The sequence below is a fragment of the Synechococcus sp. WC10meta genome (genome assembly GCF_047461475.1).
Window position 1 is genome coordinate 42,449 of the sequence record NZ_JANSHF010000007.1, and the last position, 23,559, is coordinate 66,007.

At 59.6% G+C, this 23,559-nt stretch carries 23 protein-coding genes and 1 pseudogene; 12 read left to right on the forward strand and 12 right to left on the reverse strand.

Annotated elements, in window-relative coordinates:
* Positions 1-112: 112 nt before the first annotated feature.
* Positions 113-568 (reverse strand): IS200/IS605 family transposase, encoded by a 456-nt coding sequence (gene tnpA / locus NW804_RS05110; RefSeq protein ID WP_414423012.1) that lies wholly within the window; start codon positions 566-568, stop codon positions 113-115.
* Between the two features lie 57 nt (positions 569-625).
* Here tnpA and NW804_RS05115 point away from each other — a divergent pair, with 57 nt between their 5' ends.
* The 3 genes from NW804_RS05115 to NW804_RS05125 all read left to right on the forward strand — a co-directional run bounded on the left by NW804_RS05115 (position 626) and on the right by NW804_RS05125 (position 2,457).
* Positions 626-1,612 (forward strand): RNA-guided endonuclease InsQ/TnpB family protein, encoded by a 987-nt coding sequence (locus NW804_RS05115; protein ID WP_414423013.1) that lies wholly within the window; start codon positions 626-628, stop codon positions 1,610-1,612.
* 8 nt (positions 1,613-1,620) lie between these two features.
* On the forward strand, positions 1,621-1,872 hold the full coding sequence (locus NW804_RS05120; RefSeq protein ID WP_414423046.1) for a zinc ribbon domain-containing protein: 252 nt from the start codon (positions 1,621-1,623) through the stop codon (positions 1,870-1,872).
* Between the two features lie 99 nt (positions 1,873-1,971).
* Positions 1,972-2,457, forward strand: a complete 486-nt coding sequence (locus NW804_RS05125; protein WP_414395441.1) for a DUF3531 family protein — start codon at positions 1,972-1,974, stop codon at positions 2,455-2,457.
* A 3-nt stretch (positions 2,458-2,460) separates the two neighbouring features.
* Here NW804_RS05125 and NW804_RS05130 read toward each other — a convergent pair whose 3' ends face one another.
* Positions 2,461-4,122: a sulfatase gene (locus NW804_RS05130; RefSeq protein WP_414395443.1), complete on the reverse strand. Its 1,662-nt coding sequence runs from the start codon at positions 4,120-4,122 to the stop codon at positions 2,461-2,463.
* Positions 4,123-4,198: 76 nt separating this feature from the next.
* Positions 4,199-5,176 carry an LPS export ABC transporter periplasmic protein LptC gene (lptC, locus tag NW804_RS05135; RefSeq protein ID WP_414423014.1) on the reverse strand — a complete coding sequence of 326 codons (978 nt, stop codon included), beginning with the start codon at positions 5,174-5,176 and terminating at the stop codon, positions 4,199-4,201.
* Positions 5,177-5,278: 102 nt separating this feature from the next.
* Here lptC and NW804_RS05140 point away from each other — a divergent pair, with 102 nt between their 5' ends.
* From NW804_RS05140 to NW804_RS05150, 3 genes are read left to right on the forward strand one after another with little or no spacing between them, the layout of a single operon-like run.
* The gene (locus tag NW804_RS05140) at positions 5,279-6,124 is read left to right on the forward strand and encodes a branched-chain amino acid ABC transporter permease (protein ID WP_414423015.1); all 846 of its coding nucleotides are present in this window, start codon (positions 5,279-5,281) and stop codon (positions 6,122-6,124) included.
* Positions 6,124-7,101 (forward strand): branched-chain amino acid ABC transporter permease, encoded by a 978-nt coding sequence (locus NW804_RS05145; protein ID WP_414395449.1) that lies wholly within the window; start codon positions 6,124-6,126, stop codon positions 7,099-7,101. The genes NW804_RS05140 and NW804_RS05145 overlap by 1 nt, the downstream gene beginning before the upstream one ends.
* 35 nt (positions 7,102-7,136) lie before the next feature.
* Positions 7,137-9,308 (forward strand): RNA degradosome polyphosphate kinase, encoded by a 2,172-nt coding sequence (locus tag NW804_RS05150; protein WP_414420882.1) that lies wholly within the window; start codon positions 7,137-7,139, stop codon positions 9,306-9,308.
* A gap of 33 nt (positions 9,309-9,341) precedes the next feature.
* On the opposite strand, the gene NW804_RS05155 is transcribed toward NW804_RS05150, so the two are convergent.
* The 6 genes and pseudogenes from NW804_RS05155 to NW804_RS05180 all read right to left on the reverse strand — a co-directional run bounded on the left by NW804_RS05155 (position 9,342) and on the right by NW804_RS05180 (position 14,000).
* Positions 9,342-9,923, reverse strand: coding sequence for a DoxX family protein (locus NW804_RS05155; RefSeq protein ID WP_414395451.1), 582 nt, complete (start codon positions 9,921-9,923; stop codon positions 9,342-9,344).
* Positions 9,924-10,314: 391 nt separating this feature from the next.
* A pseudogene (gene ribB, locus NW804_RS05160) lies at positions 10,315-11,478 on the reverse strand (3,4-dihydroxy-2-butanone-4-phosphate synthase); the annotation flags it as partial.
* Positions 11,479-11,544: 66 nt separating this feature from the next.
* Positions 11,545-12,705, reverse strand: a complete 1,161-nt coding sequence (gene moeB, locus NW804_RS05165; RefSeq protein ID WP_414395453.1) for a molybdopterin-synthase adenylyltransferase MoeB — start codon at positions 12,703-12,705, stop codon at positions 11,545-11,547.
* A 2-nt stretch (positions 12,706-12,707) separates the two neighbouring features.
* Positions 12,708-12,989: a MoaD/ThiS family protein gene (locus tag NW804_RS05170; protein ID WP_414395455.1), complete on the reverse strand. Its 282-nt coding sequence runs from the start codon at positions 12,987-12,989 to the stop codon at positions 12,708-12,710.
* A 111-nt stretch (positions 12,990-13,100) separates the two neighbouring features.
* Complete coding sequence (locus NW804_RS05175; RefSeq protein WP_414423016.1) at positions 13,101-13,574, reverse strand: M67 family metallopeptidase; 474 nt, start codon at positions 13,572-13,574, stop codon at positions 13,101-13,103.
* A gap of 138 nt (positions 13,575-13,712) precedes the next feature.
* Positions 13,713-14,000 carry a DUF6464 family protein gene (locus NW804_RS05180; RefSeq protein ID WP_414395459.1) on the reverse strand — a complete coding sequence of 96 codons (288 nt, stop codon included), beginning with the start codon at positions 13,998-14,000 and terminating at the stop codon, positions 13,713-13,715.
* A 219-nt stretch (positions 14,001-14,219) separates the two neighbouring features.
* On the opposite strand from NW804_RS05180, the gene hslO reads away from it, so the two are divergent.
* Positions 14,220-15,179, forward strand: a complete 960-nt coding sequence (hslO, locus tag NW804_RS05185; RefSeq protein WP_414423017.1) for an Hsp33 family molecular chaperone HslO — start codon at positions 14,220-14,222, stop codon at positions 15,177-15,179.
* 213 nt (positions 15,180-15,392) lie between these two features.
* On the forward strand, positions 15,393-16,400 hold the full coding sequence (locus NW804_RS05190; protein WP_414420880.1) for a glycosyltransferase family 2 protein: 1,008 nt from the start codon (positions 15,393-15,395) through the stop codon (positions 16,398-16,400).
* A gap of 9 nt (positions 16,401-16,409) precedes the next feature.
* Here NW804_RS05190 and NW804_RS05195 read toward each other — a convergent pair whose 3' ends face one another.
* Complete coding sequence (locus NW804_RS05195; protein ID WP_414423018.1) at positions 16,410-17,615, reverse strand: YcjF family protein; 1,206 nt, start codon at positions 17,613-17,615, stop codon at positions 16,410-16,412.
* A 257-nt stretch (positions 17,616-17,872) separates the two neighbouring features.
* Between NW804_RS05195 and NW804_RS05200 the strand changes: the two genes are divergently transcribed.
* The 3 genes from NW804_RS05200 (at position 17,873) to NW804_RS05210 (ending at position 19,471) form a co-directional block, all read left to right on the forward strand.
* Positions 17,873-18,424, forward strand: a complete 552-nt coding sequence (locus tag NW804_RS05200) for a Dps family protein (protein ID WP_414410795.1) — start codon at positions 17,873-17,875, stop codon at positions 18,422-18,424.
* A 140-nt stretch (positions 18,425-18,564) separates the two neighbouring features.
* Complete coding sequence (locus NW804_RS05205; RefSeq protein ID WP_414410796.1) at positions 18,565-18,837, forward strand: Asr1405/Asl0597 family protein; 273 nt, start codon at positions 18,565-18,567, stop codon at positions 18,835-18,837.
* Positions 18,821-19,471: a (2Fe-2S) ferredoxin domain-containing protein gene (locus NW804_RS05210; protein WP_414423019.1), complete on the forward strand. Its 651-nt coding sequence runs from the start codon at positions 18,821-18,823 to the stop codon at positions 19,469-19,471. The genes NW804_RS05205 and NW804_RS05210 overlap by 17 nt, the downstream gene beginning before the upstream one ends.
* A gap of 86 nt (positions 19,472-19,557) precedes the next feature.
* Here NW804_RS05210 and thrC read toward each other — a convergent pair whose 3' ends face one another.
* Complete coding sequence (thrC, locus tag NW804_RS05215) at positions 19,558-20,670, reverse strand: threonine synthase (protein ID WP_414423020.1); 1,113 nt, start codon at positions 20,668-20,670, stop codon at positions 19,558-19,560.
* A 71-nt stretch (positions 20,671-20,741) separates the two neighbouring features.
* On the reverse strand, positions 20,742-22,241 hold the full coding sequence (locus NW804_RS05220) for an isochorismate synthase (protein ID WP_414423021.1): 1,500 nt from the start codon (positions 22,239-22,241) through the stop codon (positions 20,742-20,744).
* A 329-nt stretch (positions 22,242-22,570) separates the two neighbouring features.
* On the opposite strand from NW804_RS05220, the gene menA reads away from it, so the two are divergent.
* Positions 22,571-23,437: a 2-carboxy-1,4-naphthoquinone phytyltransferase gene (menA, locus tag NW804_RS05225; RefSeq protein ID WP_414423047.1), complete on the forward strand. Its 867-nt coding sequence runs from the start codon at positions 22,571-22,573 to the stop codon at positions 23,435-23,437.
* The last annotated feature ends 122 nt before the right edge of the window (positions 23,438-23,559 follow it).

The window sequence follows — 23,559 nt, forward strand, 5'->3', positions numbered from 1 at the left end:
GCAGCCTCCATGCAAGGGCGATAGCCGCACTAGTATAGGACGCTTTGGCTTCCTTTGGAGCCTTGCCGTCGGCCACGGCCCGTTAGCTAGCCCCGCCGGGAAGCCCCGCCCTCTACCCGCCAGGGTGTTCGCGCTGGCGGCGCGGAGCGCTTGGGTCGGGATGAGAGGCGGGGACACCTTGGTTTTCAATGTACTGACGCAAAACCGAAACGGTAACGCCGCCACACGAAGCAATGAAATACGATTCATTCCACAGAACATCTTTTCGGTAGATCCTTCTGTCCGTAAATTCGCTTCTCAGTCTGCGACTAGAGACAGATTTAATATTATTCACAAACTTGGACAAAGTTATCTGTGGGTAGTATTGAAATAGAAGGTGAGCATGATCTACTTCACCGTTAAACTCAATAAGCTTGCAGTTCCATTTTTGGCAGAGATTATACAGGATCTCATGTAAGCGCTGTAACATCTCAGCAGTGAGTACCTGGCGGCGGTACTTGGTCGTTAAGACTAAGTGCGCCTTTAAATCGGACACAGCCCTGCCGCTAGAGACAAAGTCGTCTTTCATAGCCCTTCAGCTTTCACTGCTGCTATAATCAGTGTAGTAGCTCTTGGATACTCTTACGTGAGAGTTGCCTACCAGTACCGCTTGCGTCCTACTTCTAGCCAAATTGCCCTGATGGAGAAGTGGCTAGAGTTGCTGCGCAAGCAGTACAACTATCGCTTAGCAGAGCGCTTCAAGTGGTGGAAACAAAACCGCTGCGATGTCCATGCCTGTTCTCTACTGGTCTGTCACTTACCTGAGCTGAAAGATGAGCCAGACTACTACTCACAGAAGCGCGACCTAGTAAACACAAAAGCACTCTTTCCGGAGTACAAGACCATTCACTCGCAAGTCTTGCAAAACTGCATAGAGCGAGTACAGCAAGCCTTTGACCGCTGGCTGAAAGGAAACATTAACGGCAAGAGGCTAGGCAAGCCAAGGTTTAAGGGGGCAGGTCGGTATCGTTCCTTTACGTATCCCCAGATGAAACAGAACTGTATTCGGGGAAAGTTTATCCACTTGCCTAAAATCGGCTTGGTTAAGCTCATCCAGCACCGTCCTCTGCCTGGAGGTTTTGTGATTAAGACGGCTACCGTCACCCGTAAGGCTGATGGCTGGTATGTGACGTTGAGCCTGCAAGACTCTTCTGTTCCCGAACTTGATCCCGACCCTCCAACCCTGGAAAACACGATAGGGATCGATATGAGGTTGGATTCGTTTCTAGTGACTGACCAGGGGGAAGCCATTCCAGTTCCACGGTACTATCGCAGGGCACAAAAAAGGTTGAAGCAATTGCAGCGGTCTTTGTCCCGTAAGCGGAAGGGGTCAAACCGCTACAAGAAAGCCTTGAAGCGGTTGGCAAAGGCGCACCTGAAAGTCGCCAATCAGCGCAAAGACTTCCACGACAAGGTAGCCAAGTGGTTGCTGAGCAAGGGGAAAAACATTGCCCATGAGGCGCTTAACGTTAAGGGTCTTGCCAGAACCAACCTAGCCAAATCTGTTCTGGATGCCGGGTGGACCAGTTTCTTGCGCATTCTCACAGTAAGGCTGAGAGAGCTGGACTGTTGACGATTGCAGTGAACCCCAACGGCACAAGTCAAGAGTGTTCTGGGTGCGGTCGGAAAGTCCCCAAAAGCCTGAGTGAGAGGTGGCATTCCTGCCCTCACTGCGGCTTGGAGTTGCCCAGGGAAAGGACTACGTCCCGCTTACGCGAACAGAACTCTGCCTTACTTAATCAAGTACAGGGCGGTGGGGCATCCCGTCCTTTTCGCGCCAGCGGGACGGAGTCCTTAAGCTCAGGAAATGTCCTTAACCGGAGTCACTGTTAGCGAAGCGTGGCGTAAGCCATGAAGCCCGCACTCTACCCGACAGGGTGAGGGCGGGAGTATGTCACGATAGAAAGTTGGCTTCTGGCAGAGAAACCGTCCATGCAAGTGGAGTTTCGGGAGTGCGATCCAGGCAACCTCTGGATTTGGTTTGAGTTTGCCGAGCCGCCCGTGCCGGCAGAGCTGGAGTACCTCAGGGAAGTGCTGGAATCGTGGTATGTGCTGGGCAAGCTGGGAGGATTTAACGCCGAGCGCTTGGTGGTTCAGGAGGCTGAGGCGGATCTCAGCTACCTGGAGTACCCCAGTGACTTGCCTCCCGTCACCTCGCTCATGCACAACATGGGATCCCTCGAGGAGAAGGGCAACTGGGCCCGCTGCTGGTTTGACCTGGGCACTGCCGACGCAATGGCGCTGGACGTGTTGATCAATGCCCTGCGCACCCTTAGCTTAGAGTACATTGGCCTTACCCGCGTCATCATCGGCGGGCAAAACGAGGATTGGCCAGCGCCGGATCTCGAGGAGACTGACGCCTACGATCTCCACAGCTACCTCCAGGATCACTGGGGGGAAGAAGGAGAGCTGGAGTAGCTTCTACTCTAGGTAGCCCAGCTCCTGCATCCGCCGCAGCAAGTCTGCATCGCTTTCCACATCCACCTTGCGAGGAGCCAAGCTGGGGCGGCGCGATTCAGCCCACTCCAGCCACCGCCTTAGCCCTTGTTGCAGGCGAATTAGCCAAGCTTGGGGAGAAAGGGATCCCAACGCCGGATCCCCAGGCTCAGCCAAGAGCAGATCCCGCTGCTCCGCCGGATCCTGCTCTAGGTTGTAGAGGCTAGGGCTCTCCCCAGTTTGGATGAGTTTGATCCCTCCTTCGTAGAGGGCGCGGCGGGTGGCGTAGCAGGCGCGGGCCTGCAAGAGGCTGTCGTTGCGGCTTTCCATGGCCCGCAAGAGAATCTGCGGCGGGAAGGCCTCGCTAAGCACTACGCCTTGCTCGGGATCCTCCCCAGCCAGGGTACGGCTTAGGCTAAGGCGGGCAACTTCGCGGCGGAGCCGGAGGCTAACCCGAGGGGTGCCGTCGGCTAGAGAAAGGCTGGGGCCAAAGCCGGCAGCCTCCAGGAGAGTGTGGAAGAGGCGGCGGGTGGAAACGGGGGTGGCCACCCGCTTTCCTGCAGGAAAGTGGCCGGGGTAGTGCAGGATCAGGGGCACGCGGATGAGCTCTTCGTAAACCACAAAGGCGTGGCCGACGAAATCGTGCTCTCCTAAGCCTTCGCCGTGATCGGCGACGATGGCCAGCAGAGTGTTTTGCTCCAGGCCAGTGTGGCGCAAGGTGGCAAAGACAGATCCCAGCAGGTGATCCTGGTAGGCTACTTCTGCATCGTAGATGTCCCGCAGCACCCGCGCCTGCAGGGGAGAAAGCGGCTGCGGTAGGGGTGCCATCCAGCGGTAGGGCTCAGCGTTGTACTGGCGCAGGAAATCCCGGGCCTCTCGGCTGCTCTTAAAGTAGGGGGCGTATTTCTGCACAAAAGGCTCTGGCGGCCAGTAGGGCAGGTGCGTCTCCATTAGGTTGACAAAGCAAAAAAAAGGAGGCGCCCCCGCAGGGCGGCGGGCCATTTGCTGGAGGTAGCGATTGAGGTCGGCAATGGAGGCAGCGGTGTTGCCCTTAAAGTTCATCAAGCAGGTCCAGAGGGAGGCAAACCAGGGGTGCAGGGCCAACTGAAAAAGGGTGTCGGAGCGAGCAAAGGCATTTTGCACGGGGTAGGAGAGGCGGCGCCAAAACTGGGTGTAGGCGGCCAGCCAGCGGTTGAGGGGAGGCGGCAGAGGGTTGCCCTCAGGGGGGCGGGTGGGCAGAGCCCCGCCGTAGTTGTAGAAGGTGTCAAAGCCGCGCCGCAGGCCATTTTTCAAGATCCCGACTAGGGGGTTGTTGCAGAAGCCAACGGTGGTGTAGCCAACCAGCTTCAGCAGCTCTGCCAGGGTGGGTAGGGTAGGACTCAGCTCTAGGTCTGCCTGAATGGTCTGGTGGGTGCTGGGGTACTCTCCTGTAAACAGGGAGGCGTGGGAGGGGATCGTCCACTGGGCAGGGGCAATGGCCCGTTCGAAGAGAGTGGATTCTGCAGCCAGCCGATCCAGGTTGGGGCTGGTGGGGACTTGGCGGGCCCGCTCTTCCTCCGACCAGTAGCAAGAGAGACGATCCGCCCGCTGGGTATCGAGCACAATCAACAGGATATTGGGGCGCTCCCCCTTCGGGATCTCTGCCATTTCTGGAAACCTCACCACAACCCACCGCAGAGGGTTCTTAAACTATCTTGACATGCTCCCACCTGCCTTTTGGCCCCTAGGGCAGGGTGAGATGGGTTTGGCTGTTGCCTTGGATCCGGATGGTGTTGCTCTGCCAGTCGAGGAGGCCCCTGTCGCCACTCACGGTCAAAGCCTGACTAGGCTGGCGGTAGCGCACCTGGCCCAGAGCCTGCAGTTGGGTGGAGCCGATGCGCCACCGGATCTCCTGGGCCTCGAGGGACGCTGCCCTGCTGACGCGGGCGGTTTTGGCTTTCGCATTGCCCACCAGGCGCAGCTCAGTTAGAGGCAGGGGAGCCCGCAACTCCTCGCCACTAAGGCGCACGCTTTGCCGGGGGGCATACACCTCTACTGCTCCCAGCGCCTGCACTTCCCCCGCGCCAAACTGCCATAGGAAGCGCCTAGCAGCTAGCTCCAGCTCTGGAGCCCGATACTCTGCCCGTATCGGTTGCGTGGGATCCAGGTTCTCCACCTGCATCTGACCTTGGCCAAAGTCCATCAGCAGGCGATCCCCCTGCAGGAAGCCCTGATCCTCCAACAGCTCCACTTTTACCTCGCCTTCGGCCTTGAGCAGGCGCTGGGCTGGCAGCCACTCCAGCCGCTGGGCCTGTAGGCGCAGGTTATCCCGCTCGGACTCCACCTCGACTTGCCCCCTCAATTCCAGCCGCCGTTGGCTGGGGTAAGCGGATCCCTGCTTGGCCCGGACGCGAACGGCGCGGTCGTCTTCGTCAAAAAACTCTCCCTCGATGGCCTCCAAATGGGCGGATCCCAACTGCACGGGGGTAGCCTCTGACGGCGGCGGCTCGTACTTGGCTAGGCGTGCCTTCAAGCGCCAGAGCAGACCACCGTCGGGCTTGGCCTGGGTAAGGGTGATGTCTTCGTAGAGTAACTGGGGGGTGGGAAGGGAGGCTGCAGGTGTGGGATCCCTGCTTGCCGTCAGCTCTGGCCCACTACAGGCAGGGCCCAGCAGAGCGAAAGCCACAAGCCACCCTAGCATCCAAAGAGAATGAGGCTGCATGGATCTCTCTTGGGCGCCCTCCCCATACCCTAGCGCTATCCTACTGAGATCCGCCTGTGGCATCATCAGGCAAGAGATGGCGGCACAGCTGTGGAGCAACTGTTGCAACTGTTCATTTACGGCCTTGTGTTGGGCAGCATCTACGCCCTGGGGGCCATTGGCGTGTCCCTGACCTTTGGCATTTTGCGCTTTGCCAACTTCGCCCACGGGGATCTGATGACCTTGGGGGCCTATTTTGCCCTGACCTTTGTCAGCTGGGGCTGGCCCTTAGGGGTCAGTTGGATCCCGGCAGCCTTGGCAACGGCAGTGTGTGCGGTGGGGATCGACCGATGGGTCTATCGCCGCCTGCGCCGGGAGGCCCCCGTTATTTTGCTCATTTCCTCCTTTGGCACGGCCCTGATTTTGCGCAGCCTGGTGCAGATTCTCTGGGGACCCGACAACCAGGTGTACCGCCAGGGCATCCAGATCCCCTGGGAGTTGGGTGGGCTGCGCATGAAGCCGGACTGGGTGGTGATTTTGGCGGGAACGGCGCTGCTGGTGGTGGCGCTGCACCTGTTTTTGCAGCACACGCGGGTGGGGAAAGCCATGCGGGCCATGGCCGACAACTTTGACTTGGCCAAGGTGACCGGCATCGATACGGAGCAGATCATTCTCTGGACCTGGACCCTCGGGGCGGCTTTGGCCTGTCTGGCGGGCATCTTCCTCGGCCTAGATACCCGGCTGCACCCTACGATGGGCTGGCGGCTGTTGCTGCCCGTTTTCGCTGCTGCCATCCTCGGCGGCATTGGTCGTCCTTACGGAGCCATTGCTGGGGGGTTGGTGATTGGCCTAGCGGAGGAGTTCTCGACCTTGGTGATTAGCCCAGCCTACAAGACGGGGGTGGCCTTTGCCATCCTGGTCCTCCTGCTGATCTTCCGGCCTACTGGGCTAGTGGGGGGGCGAGCCTGATGCTGAGCTATGCCATTTTCTTCTTGATTTTGGTTGGGATCTACAGCGTACTGGCGCTGGGCCTCAACATCCAGTGGGGCTACGCCGGTATGTTCAACATTGGCGTGGGGGCCTTTTTTGCCCTGGGGGCCTACGCCAGCGCTATTGTTACGACGCCGCCAAGCCCTGAACATCTGGGGGGCTTTGCGCTGCCCTTTTGGGTGGGCTTTGCGGTGGCAGCGGTAGTGGCGGGAGCCATTGCTTTTTTGATTGGCTTGATTACCCTAAACCTGCGCTCTGACTACCTGGCCATCGCCACCATTGGCATTGCCGAGATCATCAGCCAAATCCTGAAAAACGAGGGCTGGCTAACCAACGGCGTACGCGGTATCACTCGCATCCCGCGGCCCTTTCGCGGTTGGATCCCAGGGCAGGATACGCTGCTGTACCTGGGCTTGGTGCTCTTGGTTTTGGCAGGCGTTTACTGGCTAAGCGAGCGGGCCTATCGCTCCCCTTGGGGACGGGTGCTGCGGGCCATTCGGGAGGACGAGCCGGCAGCCCTAGCTGCGGGCAAAGATGTCCTCCAGTTTCGTCTCCAGGCATTTGTCCTGGGATCCATGCTCATGGGGTTGGCAGGGGCCCTCTATGCCCATTTTGTCAACTTCATCAGCCCGGAAGCCTTTCAGCCCGAGTTTGCCACCTTCATTGTCTGGGTGATGTTGATTGCCGGGGGCAGTGGCAACAACCGTGGCGCTTTGCTGGGGGCGCTGGCCATTTGGGGGGTGTGGTCGGCCAGTGAACTGTTCACCAATCGTCTGCCGCCCCAGTGGGCCACGCGGGCCGGCCCCTTGCGCATTCTGCTCATCGGGCTCCTCCTGCAGGTTATTCTCCTCACTCGTCCACAGGGTCTGCTGCCGGAACGTCCGCCCCAGCCGGTTGGGGATGCCTCTTCTTTGTCCAGGGCGAGCAGAACCCCTGAGGGAGAGTCAGCAGGATAGGATGGGGTCGGCTGCCCCCTCGCCAATCCCGCCTTATGACGATGTTGCCTCCAGGAAACACTCCTTCCTCTAACCCTGGCCCGGGCAATTGTCCAGCGGAAGTTGGGGTTGACCCGGGTGGGATCCCGACTGCCCCCATCAAAGAGGGCTATGCCCTGCCCGAGCATTACTTTAACCGCGAGCTCAGTTGGATTGAGTTCAACGCCCGGGTGTTGCACGAGGCCCTGGACGAGCGCACTCCCTTGCTGGAGCGGCTGAAGTTTCTGGCTATTTTCGAGAGCAACCTGGACGAATTCTTTATGGTGCGGGTAGCAGTGATCCGCCGCCAGTTGGAAACAGGCGTGCTGCTGCCAACCCCCGATGGCCTCACCCCCCAGCAGCAATTGCGCCAGATTTCCCAGCACCTACGGCCCCTGATTCAAAAGTTGCACGAGTGCTTTCGGCAAGAGCTGGTGCCTAAGCTGGCAGAGCAAGGCATTCACATCCGCAACTTTAGCGACCTGACGGAGGCAGAGCGGCAGGAACTGCGGGAGTATTTCGATCGCCGCCTGTTTCCCCTGCTCACCCCCCTGGCGGTGGATCCGGGCCATCCTTTCCCCTATATTTCCAACCTCAGCCTTAACCTGGCGGTGGTGGTGCGGGATCCAGAAACGGGCAAGGAGCATTTTGCCCGCGTCAAAGTGCCCAACACCCTGCCCCGCTTTGTGCCCCTGCGGGATGGGGTGAGCTTTGTGCCGCTGGAGCAGGTGATTGCCCACCACCTGGAGGCGCTGTTTGTGGGCATGGAGGTGCTGGAGTACCATCCCTTCCGCATCACCCGCGACGCTGATCTAGCCATCCAGGAGGACGAGGCCGACGATCTGCTTGCCGCCATTCAGGAAGAGCTGCGCAAGCGCCGCTTCGGCTCGGTGGTGCGCATGGAGGTTGCCAAGTCGATGCCCCCTGCCATCCGCCAGCGGCTGTGTGAGGAACTCCACCTGGATGCCGACTTGGTGTACGAAGTGGATGGCCTTCTGAACCTGGGCGGGCTCATGGCGTTCCTCAACCTAGACCGGCCCGACTTGAAGGATCCGCCTTGGGGGCCCGTCACACCGCCCCGCCTGCGCACTGCTTCGGTGAGCGAGGAGCCGGTGGATATTTTTGCCGTCATTCGGGAAGGGGATCTGCTGGTGCACCACCCCTACGAGTCTTTTGCCGCCAGCGTAGAGCGATTTTTGGAGGAAGCGGCCAACGATCCCCAGGTGCTCACCATTAAGCAAACCCTCTACCGCACCTCCGGAGACTCCTCAGTGGTGGGATCCCTCATCCAAGCTGCCGAAAATGGCAAGCAGGTGGCCGCTTTGGTGGAGCTGAAGGCTCGATTTGACGAAGAAAACAACATCCTCTGGGCCAAGAAGCTGGAAAAAGCCGGGGTTCACGTGGCCTATGGCCTGCCAGGGCTGAAGATCCACTGCAAACTGGCTTTGGTGGTGCGAGAAGAGGAGGGATCCCTGCGCCGCTACGTCCACATCGGCACCGGCAACTACAACCCCAAAACTGCCCGTATCTACACCGACCTAGGCCTGTTTACCTGCAACGAGACGCTCTGCCACGATGTTACCGAGTTGTTTAACGTGCTCACTGGCTACTCGCGGCAGCGGCACTTCCGCAAGCTCCTGGTAGCTCCCCGCACGCTGCGCCAGGGGATGGAAGCTCTCATTCGCCGCGAGATGCGCCACGCTCAGGCAGGGGGTCAGGGGCGGATCATCGTCAAGATCAACTCCCTCACTGACCCGGAAATGATCCGGCTGCTCTACGAGGCTAGCCAGGCAGGGGTGGAGATTGACCTCATTGTGCGCGGCATGTGCTGCCTAAGGCCAGGGATCCCAGGCTTGAGCGAGCGCATCCGCGTCATCAGCATCATTGGGCGCTTTTTGGAGCACTCCCGCATTTTTTACTTCTACAACAACGGCCAGGAGGAGTACTTCATCGGCAGCGCCGACTACATGACCCGCAACCTGGATCGCCGCGTCGAGGTGGTTGCCCCCGTGGAGGATCCGGTGTTGAAGCAGGAGCTGAAGGTTATTCTGGACATCTGCCTGACAGACAACCGGCAGGCTTGGGAGCTGCGTCCTGACGGCACTTACGTGCAGCGACGGCCTAGGCCGGGAGAGCCTGTGCGCTCCACCCATCAACGCCTGATGGAGCGGGCTGCTGGTCGCGCTTAGCCCTCACCCGCAGACCTGAGGGAAGGGACCAGCTCAGGAGGGAGGCGGCGGAGGGGCTTCGGCCGCTTCTTTCTCCGCTGCCCTAACCTGCTCTGTAGCCGCTTGCAAAGAAGACTGCAAGCTCTCCAGCTTTTCTCGGCTAGCGCGGTTTAGCCACGATTCGATGGCGTTCACCAAAAGCTGATCCCCCGAAAACCAGCCGCCACCATTCACAGCAAAGGCCAAGAAGATGGCCGCGTAGATAGCTGATAGCTCCAGGTAGGAAACGCTGAAACCAGCCACCTTGATGTGGTGAAACATGGCCACCGCCATTGTTGCTACCAAGCTCAACGCGGCAGGCCGGGTGAACAGGCCGAGGGCTACCAGGGGGGCCGCGATCAGTTCAGTGTAGGCAGCTACATAGGAGAAAAAGATTGGGAAGGGCAAGCCGATGACTTCTACGTAAGCCGCTGCAAACCCTTCGACATCCGCCAGTTTATCGAGGCCGTTGTGGATCATGAAGAGCCCTGCCACCCCCCGCAGGATTGTCCAGCCCACCTGAGACCACCGCGGGCCAACGCTGTCGTGACGCAGGACAGAAGTCAGCAGCCCGAGAAACCGCTGAAGGAGGGCCATAGGGGAAACCTGCTCTGCTAAGGAACGTAAACTACTGTAACGATTCTGAATGGTCTGCAGCAAGACGAAGCCGGAGCGTCGCCACTCCCGCTAGGAGAGGAGATCCCCTAAGGTTTGCCGGAGCAGTTCCCAAGGGGTACTGGCGCGGCTTTCCTGGCCAGCGATCCCTGTCTTCGTTCGCTTCTTGCGACTGCAGTCCGAAGTCCCCGTTCTGGCACAGCACCTGCTGCCGCAAGGAGCTCTTCTAGCGCTTCCGGCGTCGAGAGCAGATCCTGCGCCGTCTTTGGGCTAGGGCCCTCGACCCTCCACTGCCCTACCGTCCTAGACCGGAGTGGAGCTGCGGTTCAAACTTTCCGGTAAGAGAGCAGGAGGGCTCCATCTGCAAACTGAGATCCGACTCTTCCAGTAGCAGGGGCACCCGCTCGGCTACTTCCAGGCCAAATCCCCTCAAGCCGCTGATGTGGCGGGAGGTGTTGCTGATAAGACGCATCTTTCGCACCCCCACATCCCGCAAAATCTGGGCGCCAATGCCGTAATCGCGCAGGTCCATTGCCCCTGCTGGCACCGTCTCGGCAAGACCTAGATCCTGCCGGGCATAGGACTGAATTTGCTCGATGAGGCTAAGCTCTGGGCGCCGCAGGTACACCAGCACCCCCTTGCCCTGGTGGTCGATCATCTTCAGGGCAGCAGTCAGTTGGCGACGACAGTCGCAGCGCAGGGATCCCAATGCATCCCCCAGGGGGCACTCCGCTTGCACACGCACCAGGACAGGCTCGGCGGCAAATTGGGTCGGATCCCCCTTCACAAGCGCTAGGTGTTCTACCTGGTTGAGGGTGTCGCGGTAGCCGTAGACCTGAAACTGGCCAAACTCCGTCGGCAGGGTGGCGGTAGCCCCACGATGGACCAACCGCTCCGTGCGCAGCCGGTACTCGATGAGATGGGCAATGGTGATGATCTTAAGATTGTGCTTGCGAGCAAACTCAACCAACTGGGGCAAGCGAGCCATGGAGCCATCCGGGTTTTGGATCTCGCAGAGCACGCCTGCCGGGTAAAGCCCTGCCAATAAGGCCAAATCCACCGCTGCTTCGGTGTGCCCGGCCCGCTTGAGTACCCCACCTTCTCTTGCCCGCAAGGGAAAGACATGCCCCGGTCGGCGCAGGTCTTCCGGCCGCGTATGGGGATGGATGGCCGCCTGGATGGTACGAGCGCGATCGGCAGCGGAAATGCCCGTGGAAACCCCTAACTCTGGCCCGGCATCGATGCTGACCGTAAAGGCAGTCTGGTTGCTGTCGGTGTTCTGCCCCACCATCAGCGGGATCTTCAGCTCGTCGAGGCGGGATCCCTGCATGGCTAGACAGATAAGACCCCGCCCATGGGTGGCCATGAAGTTGATCACCTCTGGCGTGGCAAACTGGGCAGCACAGATGAGATCCCCTTCGTTTTCCCGATTCTCGTCATCGACCACGATGACCATGCGGCCACCCCTAAGGTCTTCCAGGGCTTCGGGGATGGAGTGGAAGAGGGTTTCCGTCTCCGCTGGCAAAATGGCGCTCATGGGGGTAAAAAGAGCCCTCCAGTTTATCCTAAGCGAACCCCCAGGGAGGGCCAGAGCTATGGACTACTAGTATTTAGGAATGGAGGGATCGTAGGCTTCAGCCCAGGCAAGGATACCACCGCGCAGGTTTTTCCCCTCGATCCCGGCTGCCTTCAGGATCTTCAAGGCTTTGGCCGAGCGCACCCCACTTTTGCAGTGGACGACTAGCTCCGAGCCGTTGAGAAGCCGCCGCACCTGCTCCACTCCATCTCCATTTTCAATCTGGGGCAACGGGATCAAGTGAGCACCTGGAATCCGGCCAAGCTCCCACTCGTTGGGATTGCGCACATCGACAAGCACAAAATCCTTGCCGGCATCCATCCATGCTTTCAGCTCGTCTACCGTGATCTCGGGGATTTCTGCCTGTTCTCCAGCCCGCGCTTGCGGGATGCCGCAGAACTGCTCGTAGTCGATGAGCCGAGTAATGGGCGGGGTGTCAGGATTCTTGCGCAGCTTTAGCTCGCGGAAGCTCATCTTCAGGGCATCGTAAAGGAGTAGCCGCCCGCTTAGCGTCGTGCCGATGCCCAGCAGGATTTTCACGGTCTCAGTTGCCTGGATGAGGCCGATGATGCCCGGGAGGATCCCCAACACCCCCCCCTCGGCACAGGAGGGCACCAAGCCTGGCGGGGGTGGCTCGGGGTAGAGGTCGCGGTAGTTGGGACCGCCCTCGTAGTTGAAAACCGTTGCCTGCCCCTCGAAACGGAAGATGGAGCCGTAGACGTTGGGCTTGCCCGTTAAAACACAGGCATCGTTGACCAGGTAGCGGGTGGGGAAATTGTCAGTGCCATCGACAATCACGTCGTAGTTGGCAAACAGCTCTAGGGCATTGTCAGCCTTCAGGGCGGTGTTGTAGACATCCACCTGGCAGTAGGGGTTGATCTCCAGGATGCGGTTTTTGGCCGATTCCACCTTGGGCTTGCCCACCCAGGAGGTGCCGTGGATGACCTGCCGCTGCAGGTTGGACACATCAACCACATCAAAGTCAACAATGCCAATCCGCCCCACGCCGGCTGCGGCCAAGTAAAGCAGCAGGGGCGAGCCAAGGCCGCCTGTGCCAATGCACAACACCTTGCCCGCCTTTAGCCGCTTCTGCCCTTCCAGGCCCACCTCCGGCAGGATCAAATGGCGGGAAAATCGCTCCATCTCCTCGCGGGAGAGCGTGACTTGGCTGGTGTCTAGGTTCAACATGGTCACCACCCTCCGGCAATGGCAGGGACGATGCTAATGACAGCCTCTTCGCCTACAGGGGTGTCATCGCCCTGGGCCAAGTTGCGCACGTCCTCGTCATTGAGGTAGACGTTGACGAAGTTGCGCAGCTTGCCATCCTCCGTGTAGAGGTGCCGCTTGAGCTCACTGTAGCGGGTAACTAGGTTGCGCATCACCTCGCCAACGCTGCTACCTTCGATTTCGACCGCTTCCAGATTGTCGGTGTAAGGCCGCAAGGGGGCAGGGATCAAGATCTTGGTTGCCATAGGGGTTCGGGAAAAGAGTCTAGCGATCTTGAGGGAACACTTGAGGCTCTGGGATCCTCTGGCCAACTCTCCAGTCCAGACTACCGCTTTGCTCCCCAGCCAAAGAGAGGCTTAGAGCAAGGCAGGGGATGCCTCCGCCCAAACCTGGATGGGCTCCCGCTGCAGTTGTTCCTGCTCGTCCAAAACCCAGCTGGCCACCTCTTCTGCCTTGCCCTCGCGCACGCTGACGATCACGCAGGAAAAGCCCCAGGGGAAGGCATGCTGCCGGTCGAACTCGGAGGGGAGGGCAGGGTGGTTGGGATGGGAATGGTAGGTGCCTAGGATCCCTAGGCCCTTGCCACGAGCATAGTCGCTGGCTCGCTTGAAGTCAGCTGGCTCGATCAAGAAACGACGGCGGCTGGACTCCCCATCCGCCAAGGGGTTTTCAGCCTGATCCCAGCTGTTGGCCACCGGCCAAAGCTCGTGGACGAGCTTGTCAGATCCGTTGAGCTCGCCAATTAAAATGCCGCAGCCCTCGTAGGGGAAGGCCTGTTCGCCGTGTTGGCGGATGGCGTGGAGGTGCTCTGCCGAAAGGTAGAGGGCCATGAATCCCGCCTTTGCCGATGGAATTATCGTCCTTTATTCTGGCACAAATGGGCCCGGGCGTATCCTCCCCCCTCTGCTTGCGCCAGCGGTGTAGAGCACGGAAAACGCCGCTTGTCGCGCCCTGGGGTTATCCTGCAGCTACTCCGAGCCGCTGTGGCGGGAGGCCGGCGCTGGAGGGATAAGAGGCAGGTAGTGGGGGCAGCCCTGACAGGGCCCCTGGGGATTGACCGCGCAGCGCAACCATGCCGATCGAGCGCTAAAGGCACAGGAGGGATCCCCTAGCGGTTGGCCAAACTCTCCAGCACGCTGGCGGCGCAGCAATACCACTTGTCGGCGCCAGTCCCGCAAAAATCGGCTATAGGCGTGTTCTTGCCAGCGGCGCTTGGCTGCATGTTGTAAGAGTTGGGCGGTGAGGTGATCCACCATAAAAGGCCAAAAGGCGAGGAGTTGTGTTGGATTGGCCTGGATCCTCAGGATGGCACACCTTAGTAAGGGGAGGGAAAAATTGCAAACTCTCTTTGCCCTGGGGATAAGCTGCCTATGATGGTATGGGGCAAGCTAGCTTTGATTTTAGGAAGTTGCAGCAAGCCCAAGCCGCTAGGAGATCCCGGCAAGCTGGCTTCTGAGAGGAGTATCGAGGTTGTGATGAAAGGCGCCTGCGGCTCAGAGCAATGGCAAAACCCAAAAGCCATCTCTGAAAGTCTTCCCCCCTCTCCTCCGGATTACCTAATCCGAGGTACGGCGGCAGAAGACAACATTCGCGTGGTGAGCGTTGTTTCCACTCAGGCAGTCCAGGAAGCGCGGGAGCGGCACCAGCTCTCCTATGTAGCAACAGTGGCGCTGGGGCGAGCCATGAGTGCAGCTCTACTGCTGGCGGCTGACCTGAAGGAACCCCAAGCCCGGATTGGCCTGCAAATTAGGGGCAATGGCCCCCTTGGTGGCATTCACGTCGATGCCGGCGTGGACGGTACAGTGCGCGGCTACGTGAGCAACCCGGCTATTGAACTTCCCCTCACCCCTGAGGGCAAGTTGGATGTGGGCCAGGCGGTTGGGCGCTACGGCTATTTGCACGTCGTGCGGGACTTAGGCTACGGCCAGCCCTACACCAGCACTGTAGAGCTGGTTTCAGGAGAAGTGGGAGATGACGTCAGCTACTACCTCACTTCCTCTGAGCAGATCCCCTCAGCGGTTCTGCTGGGGGTGAGCCTCGATTCCCAGCGAGTCCGTGCTGCCGGTGGAGTGCTGGTGCAGCTCCTGCCAGGCGCGCCGGCCAACTTGATCTCGGAGATAGAGTCTCGGCTAAGCCAGGTGGAGGAATTCACCCCCCAACTGGCCCGCGGTAAAGCTTTGCAGGAGCTGCTAGAAATTTGGCTAGGTGACTTGGATCTCAAGCTAGCGCCAGAGGTGCTCCCTGTCCGCTTCCATTGCCCTTGCAGTTCCGAGCGGGTGAAGGGGGCGCTGCGCATGCTAGAGCGGGATGAGCTCCTGGAGATGCTCCAAACCGAGAGAGGGGCGGAGGTGGTTTGCCAATTCTGCAACAAGGTCTACCGCCTTTCCGAAGACGAGCTGCGCTCGATTGTGGCTGAGATGTCGGCCAGCCAGTGAGGGTAAGGATTGAGTTTGTCGACAAATCTTGGTGGACAAGCTTTCATCCTTGTCCTAGATTACTTACCAGGCCGATGGCAAGAGCCAATCTCGTGGGCGGGTCAAAGGCTCAATTAGGTGGGAGGCCAAAAGCGGCAACAGTGGCTTAAAGTCCCCCCTGGCCCAGCGCTCAACACAAGAGTTGCTAGAGAAAGAATCCCTACTTTTTTTCCGATGTCTCCCCTTACTCCTGAGCTCTCGGTTGTCATCCCCTGCAAAAATGAGGCAGACAACCTAGAGTCCCTGTTTGAGCGCTTGCAGCTCACCTTGGATCCCCTGGGGATCCCCTACGAGGTTATCTGTGTCAACGACGGCAGCCAGGACGACACCCTAGAAAAGCTCATTGCTTTCCATCGCCGCGATCCTCGCATCAAGGTGGTCAACCTTTCCCGCTGTTTTGGCAAGGAGATTGCCCTCACGGCGGGTCTGGATTATGCCTCCGGCAGGGCTGTTGTTCCCATCGACGCTGACCTGCAAGACCCACCCGAGCTGATCCCCCAGATGCTGCAGCTATGGCGGCAAGGGTACCAGGTGGTCTACGCTGTGCGCCGCAGTCGCCAGGGGGAAAGCTGGCTGAAACGCCTAACGGCCAACGGGTTTTACTGGGTGATCGAGCAGCTGAGCCAGGTGCCGATCCCGCGCAATACGGGGGATTTTCGCCTCTTGGATCGGCAGGTGGTGGATGCTATCAAGCAACTGCGGGAGCGCACCCGCTTCATGAAGGGGATCTTCGCCTGGGTGGGCTACCGCCAGGTGGCCATTTTTTACGACCGCGCCCCCCGTTTTCGCGGCAAAAGCCAGTGGAATTACTGGCGGCTGTGGAACCTAGCCATAGAAGGCATCACTTCTTTTAGCTCCTGGCCGCTGCGGGTGTGGAGCTATCTGGGCCTGGGGATCTCGCTAGCCGCTCTGCTGTATGGCCTTTTCCTCGTCGTCCGTACCTTGCTGTTTGGATCCGATGTGCCTGGCTACGCCTCTTTGGCCGTGATGATCTTGTTTTTGGGCGGGATCCAGTTGATTAGTCTAGGCGTGATTGGAGAGTACTTGGGCCGCGTTTTTGAAGAGGTCAAGGGCCGCCCTTTGTACCTAGTCAATGGCACCTTTGGGCTGGAGAGCTCCCCCCCTTTGCCTGCAGCAGAGTCCCAATCCGTCTATAGCTCCAGCTCGCTGCCTAGCCAATAGGAGCGGCCCTCACTCTTTTAGAGCAGTGCGCCTAGAGGCCGCATATTGTCGGTACTCGCGCACAAAGATCTCCTGCACTTCCTTTTGGGAGAGCTGGATCCCTCGAATTTCAGCGCGAGCAATGGCTTTCATCAGCTCAATGTAAGCCAAGCCCAGGGAAAGGGTGAGGGTGGCTGCTGTGGTGGATTGGATAATGCCGCCTGCAAGGGATCCCGCGCCAGGAATCATCTTTAGCAAGTTGGAGACAATCGCCCGCCCAGTGACCACTGCGCCCCCAATGCCCGCCAGACTCGCTATCAGAGAGTAGTAAAAAGAAGGAGAAGCTTTGTAGCCAAAGATAAAGCTAATATTGGCAATCATGCCCACTTGTGACGCTACCAGTAGAGGGGCATCCGCAAAAGGAAGGGGTGCGGCCCCGATGAACGCTGCGCTAGCCACATAGGCCGACACATACTTAAAAGCAGCATCAGCTTTGAGATCTACCCGCAACAACTGCTGCCGGATGAAAGCAAGGCGAGCGGCTTCCGGCAGTAGCTCCGACGTACAGCCAATCAGGTGCTCCAGCCCATGGGCGGGTATGGTGAGGTGTCGGTTAATGACCTTGTCCCGGGCCAAAACAGGAACGATGTAGCGAACGGGCAGATTTTGGCGCTGCAAGTACTGGAAAAACTCGCTCTCTTCGGGATTTGGGTATTCCAGGCATTGGGTCAAGACCAGGATGACTGGCACATCTTTGAGTTCTAACTCTCTTAGCCACTCGCGCTCGGTTTCCTCCAGCCGCTTTAGCTCGTGGTGGATGCAATACCAAACAATGTGAATGTGATGTTTGGGATCCTTAAAGCGCAGCTCGTCGATGAGTTGGGCCACCTCGAGACGGATTTGGGTATTTTGTTCTCCCGCCAATTCCATGCCAGGTGTATCGTAGATGGTAATTGGGCAACCCTGCTTCGAGTACTTGCGAATGTGGCGGGTAACAGGGCTGCCAACTCCAGTGCGGGCCAGCTCGTCTTTAAACACTGCGTTCACTAAAGTGCTTTTGCCCACCCCGCTTTTGCCAATCACCAGGATGTTGCAATGGCCCATTTCGGCCTCCGCCTCTAGCAGACTCTCTTGGAGCAGGTAGCCGGCCCAACCTTCTGGGTTCCCCTCTTGCCCCCGAGCACGCGCAACAGCCCGCTGGGTCACGTGAATAAGTCTTTCAATCCAGGAGGGCATTCTCGCCTCCGTCCGCGACATGATCTTTCCCCAGTGAGGGTCGGTACGGGATCCCTAATCCAGTGTGCCATCCTCTCCCCCACAGTTTCCGCCCCTGGCGCTTGTTCAAGAAGCTTTATTGAGAGCTATTCACAAGAGCTACTGGTGTGCCCTATGCTGGGGAAAAGTCAACACCGAAAACCCCTGCGTCGACTCAATCAACTCCATTGGGTAGTCTGGGTAGATAGCTGTATCCTCACTTTGGAGAACCCTGCCCTATGTCTGAAACCTCAACCTTGCGTCAGGCCTTCAACACCGTCCGCAACAACGCTGTCCTGCTCGGCCCGGAGGTCACCCAGCCAATCTGCGAGGGGATGAACGCCCTTCTGGCCAGCTTCCAAGGGCTGTACTTGCAATACCAAAAGCACCACTTTGTGGTGGAGGGCACTGAGTTCTACCCCCTACACCAACTGTTCAAGGATCACTGCGAGCAGGTGAGGGAACACGTCCACGACCTGGGAGAGCGCCTTGCTGGTTTGGGGGGTGTGCCAGTGGCTACCTTTAGCAGCTTGGCCAAGCTCTGCTGCTTTACCCCTGAGCCCGATGGCGCTTTCGAGGCCCGGCAAATGTTGAAGAACGATCTGGCTGCGGAGCAGGCCATCATCGATCTGCTGCGGCGCCAGGCTGCTCAGGCGGAGAGCTTAGGGGATCGCGCCACCCGCTACCTCTACGAGCAGATCTTGCTGAAGACGGAGGATCGGGCCTTTCACCTCAATCACTTCCTGGCCAATGACAGCCTAGTGTTTGGCTTGATGGACGCCAGAGCCTAGCCCAGATCCAGAGCAGGCTTGCCGGTCAAGGGGGCCTGCTGCTTGCAGGCAGGCCTCATTTTTGCAACGTCTTGTTGAAAACTTATATCACTATTGCCTAGCTGCATTTAGACTTATTTGCCGAGGCTTTGCTTCTGGCCATGAACCCCCTGCCCTATGAAAGTGGCTATTGCTTGCAGATCCCGCTAGGGGAGCGCTGGCGCATTCGGCGGCGGCTGGTGGAGTTGGGGATCCCAGCAACCTGTACGGGAGAGGGCTATTTGCAGGTGCAGGTGGACTCGCCTTTGGCTGTGGTGCAGGTGCGCAGCGTGATCCGCCAATACACGGCGCGGCGGCAGGAGTTGTTGGACAGCCTAGAGGCTTGTTGGCGCCTCAACGCAGAGGCTGGCGGACAAGATGAGCAAGTTTGCTAAGCAAAGGATCCCGTTTGAGGTAGAGGGCCAGTTCCTGGGATTTCTTCCCGACAAGGATGGCAAGCTCAAGTACTTGCGCTGGCAGGCCGAAGCAGAAGTGTTTGTCGGCAAGATCCCCCAGCCGCTGCGTTCCGCCCTCTACCGTACCCTCAAGCCAGGGGATAGGGTGCAGATTGCGGGGGAGCGGGAAGTCGATCTGCTCAAGGAGCGGGAGAAATGGGTGCTCTACCGCGTGGTTCCGCTCGGGGAGAGGGCAGGGTGTATAGCTTCCGGGGCCGAGGCAGATCCTGAGCCAGGTGCTCCAAAGGCTAAAGGTAAGGTGCTGGTCTGCCAAAAATCCAACTGTTATCGGCGTGGAGCTGGAGCGGTTATGCAGGCCCTGAACTTCCACTTGGCTGCCTACTCTGGCTCAATTTGCGTGCAGGGGGTGGGCTGTCTGAAAGATTGCCAGCGGGGTCCAAACCTGGTGTTCCTGCCCGACAAAGTTTGCTACAGCGGTGTTTCTCCGCAAGCTGTCCCTGCCTTGCTAGAGCGGCACTTTCCGCTAGTTCAGCAGGCTGACCAAAGCCAGGCTGCTGCAAGCCAAGGCGTACAGCCCGAAGAGCGCAAGCGGGCCTTGGCGCTGTACTGGTAGTCCCTGTTCGCAACAGCGGCAAGTTCATTTGCCTAGGAGTACGTTGAGCGAGGAGGTCATGCTCCCGCTACCCGAATCCGGCAGCCCTAAAAGCCCATCAAGCGGGCCACAGCAGCCAAATCGGGGACAACCCCCGTGTGGATGGGAGCAGATCCCTGTTGGGCGGCCGTGTCGGGATCCTTAAGGCCGTTGCCGGTGAGCACGCACACCACCTGGGCGCCGGCAGGCACCTGATCCCGCCATTTCAACAATCCAGCCACCGCAGCGGCACTGGCCGGCTCGCAGAAGATCCCTTCCTCTCTTGCCAACAGATGATAGGCGGCCAAGATCTCCTCGTCAGTTACACTGTCCACCCGGCCACCGCTGACCTGGACGGCCGCCTTGGCCTTCGCCCAACTGGCAGGGTTGCCAATGCGGATGGCCGTGGCCACCGTTTCTGGGTGCTCCACGACACGGTTGAGGACGATGGGGGCGGCGCCAGCAGCCTCAAAGCCGTAGAGCCGTGGGCGACGGCTGGCCTTGCCTCGCTGGTAGTAGTGGCAAAAGCCCATCCAATAGGCGGTGATGTTGCCGGCGTTGCCCACCGGAATACAGAGCCAATCGGGGGCATCTCCCAAGGCATCCACCACCTCAAAGGCGGCAGTTTTCTGCCCCTCCAGCCGAAAGCGGTTGACAGAATTGACCAGTGCCACCGGGTAGGCTTCCGCCAGTTGCCGCACCATGGCCAGTGCCTGGTCAAAGTTGCCCCGAATGGCAATGATCTCCGCCCCATACATCAGGGTTTGGGCCAGCTTGCCCTTGGCCACATAGCCATCAGGGATCAGCACGTAGGCCCGCAAGCCCCCTTTGGCCGCATAGGCAGCGGCTGCTGCCGAGGTATTGCCGGTGCTGGCACAGATGATGGCCTCTGCCCCCGCCTCTTTGGCTTTGGACACCGCCAGGGTCATGCCCCGATCCTTGAAGCTGCCCGTGGGATTGAGGCCTTCCAGCTTCAGGTAAACCTGGCAGTCTCGCCCCAGCCGTTGGCTCAGCGCAGGAGCAGGGATCAAAGGGGTATTGCCCTCATGCAGCGTCACTACGGGGGTGTTGGAACTGACGGGGAGCCACTCCCGGTAATGCTCGATAACGCCGGGCCAGAGACCCACTTGGGCGCGGGATCCGGCCCTGGGCAGGGAATAGGTGGGATTGAGGGTAACCATGCTGCGGACAAGGCCAGCTCTCTAACTTTAACTGTTCGGAAGACCGTTGTAGCGGCTTGGCAAGCTCTCGGCTAAGGGCCCCGGGAATCTGGTGGCTGCAGGGCCAGGGCCTGGACCAGCGCGTGCAGCTTGAGGCGGATCTCAGCCACCTCCTGCTCGGGCTTGGAGTCGGCTACGATGCCAGCGCCGGCATACAGGCGGGCCCGCTTTCCCTCAATCAGGGCTGAGCGGATCCCGACCACCAACTCGCCATTGCCCTGTAAGTCCACCCAGCCCAAGGGGGCGGCATAGCTTGCCCGATCAAAGGGCTCTAGCTGCGCTAGCCACTGCAGCGCTGCCTGCTGGGGATAGCCTCCTACAGCGGCAGTGGGGTGGAGTTGGGCCAACAGGTCAAACAGGTGGACGTGGTCGGGAAGTTCCGCTTCGATAACAGTTTGCAGGTGCTGGATGTGGGCCAAACGGCGCAGCCGTGGCTGAGGGGAGATCCAGGGATCCATCCCCAGCCAGCCCAGAGCCTCCTGAATTGAGCGCACCACCCACTGGTGTTCGCGGCGGTTTTTGGGGCTGCGGAGCAGCTCCTCGGCCAAGCGGCAATCCTGGGGCCCGGTAGAGCCGCGGGCAACCGAGCCTGCCAAGGCATCGATCTGCACCCGGCCTTGCCACACCGAAAGCAGTCGCTCTGGGCTGGCTCCCAAAAAGACTTGGGGAGGCAAATCCCCCTTGCTTTCTGAGGCAAAGGCAAAGACGCTGCAGTCGGGATGATAGGCCTCCAGGTAGGCCAGCAGCGAAGGGATGGCGGGGGGAGAGGGCAACGCCAGGTCTACCGCTTCCGCCAGCACCACTTTCTCAAGGGATCCCGCCCGAATGACTTGCAGGGCCTTTTCAATTCGCGCCAAGAGGGCCTCTTCTGCCAGGGCCACCTCCAGAGGGGGCTGGGGCCTCCAGGCGGGCAAGGGGGCCTGGGCAAGGCGCTGCATGTGGGCAAAAAAGGTGGCGATCTGGCCAGCTAAGGCTGCCAAGTCGCTGTCGGGGCCAATTTCTAGGTTGAGCCGCGCCACCGCCACCTCCCCCTGCACCTGCAGTAGCTGCCAGCGCGGCAGAACCAGCGCTGCTCCGCCGCCACTGTGGGGGGCAAAGCCAAAACGGCAGAAGCACAATAGGCGCTCCTGGGGGCTACTTGGAGCCGGAGCGGTGTGAACATGAGGCTGCAGGGCTTGCACAAAGTCTCGCGCCACCTGGAATCGCTTCTCTCCGGCAAGATCAGCCCGCCGCAGGGATCCCCACCCCAGCACTTGCACCCGTTCCCCCTGCACCGTGTGGGCAAAGTAGCAATAGCTAGGAAGGTGCTGGAGAGGAAGCAAGCTCAACTCTTGGGCCAGGGCCGCCAGGGGATTGAGCCCGGGGAAGGGCCAGGCCAAGCTGAGAATCTGAGGAACCCCCGTTGCCCGCGCTAGCTGTTGGCAGGCTTCTAGGAGGGGCTTTTCCTTCTCTGGCCAATCAGCAGGGCTTAGCGGCGGCCGCCCGGCTCTTGCCGCGCCGTGGACATTCCAGGGGAAAAGAGAGGAAGTCATGCGCAAAAAAGAGGGGGATAATCTCACCTTGGCCGAAAACAAGACAAGCGTCGATAGAGACTTGGCAGGGCGCTTGAACCTACGGTTCGCTTCCGCGAACAAGACAAGGAGAGGAGCCAGGGGCGAAACTTGAGGAGCTTCTTCACAGATTGCAAAGTTCCTTAGATCTTTGGAGATGGGAACAGGAGCCCCCTAACCTAAAAGTACGGAACCAAGCCAATGCCACCATGCCTGCCCAGCCGCAGCCGCCTAAGACAAATCCAAAGGCTAGCCAAGGCCAGCTTGGGGAAGAGAGCAGCCGCGATTCTTCCTTGCGGCGACAGCTGTGGATGGCCGCCCTCAAGCCCCCCATCTACAGCGTGGCCATCATGCCCATTTGGGTGGGATCCGCCATTGCCTACGCCCAGGTGGGTGCAATGGACGTGGAGATTTTGCTGGTGTTTTTGGGGGCGGCCGTTTGCCTCCTGGCTTGGGTCAACCTCAGCAATGACGTGTTCGATGCCCAGACAGGAGTGGACAAAAACAAGCTCCACTCGCTAGTCAACCTGACGGGCAAGCCGGCGCAGGTGTTCTGGGTCGGCAACGCCTTTCTGGCCCTGGGGCTAGCCGGGATCCTCTGGCTGAGCTGGCGGCAGGGGGATCCCACGGTGTTGCTGTTGGTGCTGCTGGCCTGCGGGCTAGGCTACGCCTACCAGGGGCCGCCGCTGCGCCTGGGCTACCAAGGGCTTGGGGAGATCCTCTGCTTTTTGAGCTTTGGGCCACTGGCGGTTTTGGCTGCCCACTACAGCCAAAGTCGGACTTGGTCGCTGCCGGCCTTGGCAGCCTCGGTGGTGGTGGGGATAGCAACCAGCTTGATCCTGTTTTGCTCCCATTTCCATCAAGTGGAAGATGATCAGGCTGCCGGCAAGCGCTCGCCAGTGGTTCGCCTGGGCACCCGCCGCTCCGCCCGCCTCGTCCCCTGGATCTGCAGCAGTATTTTTGGCCTGCTGCTGCTGTTTGTGGGGCTGGGGATTTTCCCAGCTTGGACGCTTCTGGGTTGTGCCGGGATCCCGTCTGCCGTGCGGCTTTCCCGGCTGCTGGGCACCTATCACAATCAGCCGCAGCGGATTAGTCATTCCAAGTTCATTGCTGTTGGCCTCCACTTTTGGCTGGGGCTGTTTCTGGGGCTGGGCTTTATCCTCAGCCGCTTGGGTTAGTTAAGGGGAAGACGGGGGTTGTGATCTAGATCCTCCTGCTGCTGGCAAACTGCGCTAAGCTACAGCCTAACTGCCGGGTTGAGGAGCTGGGGATCAAAGCGGAGAAGTCGTAAGGATGCGGC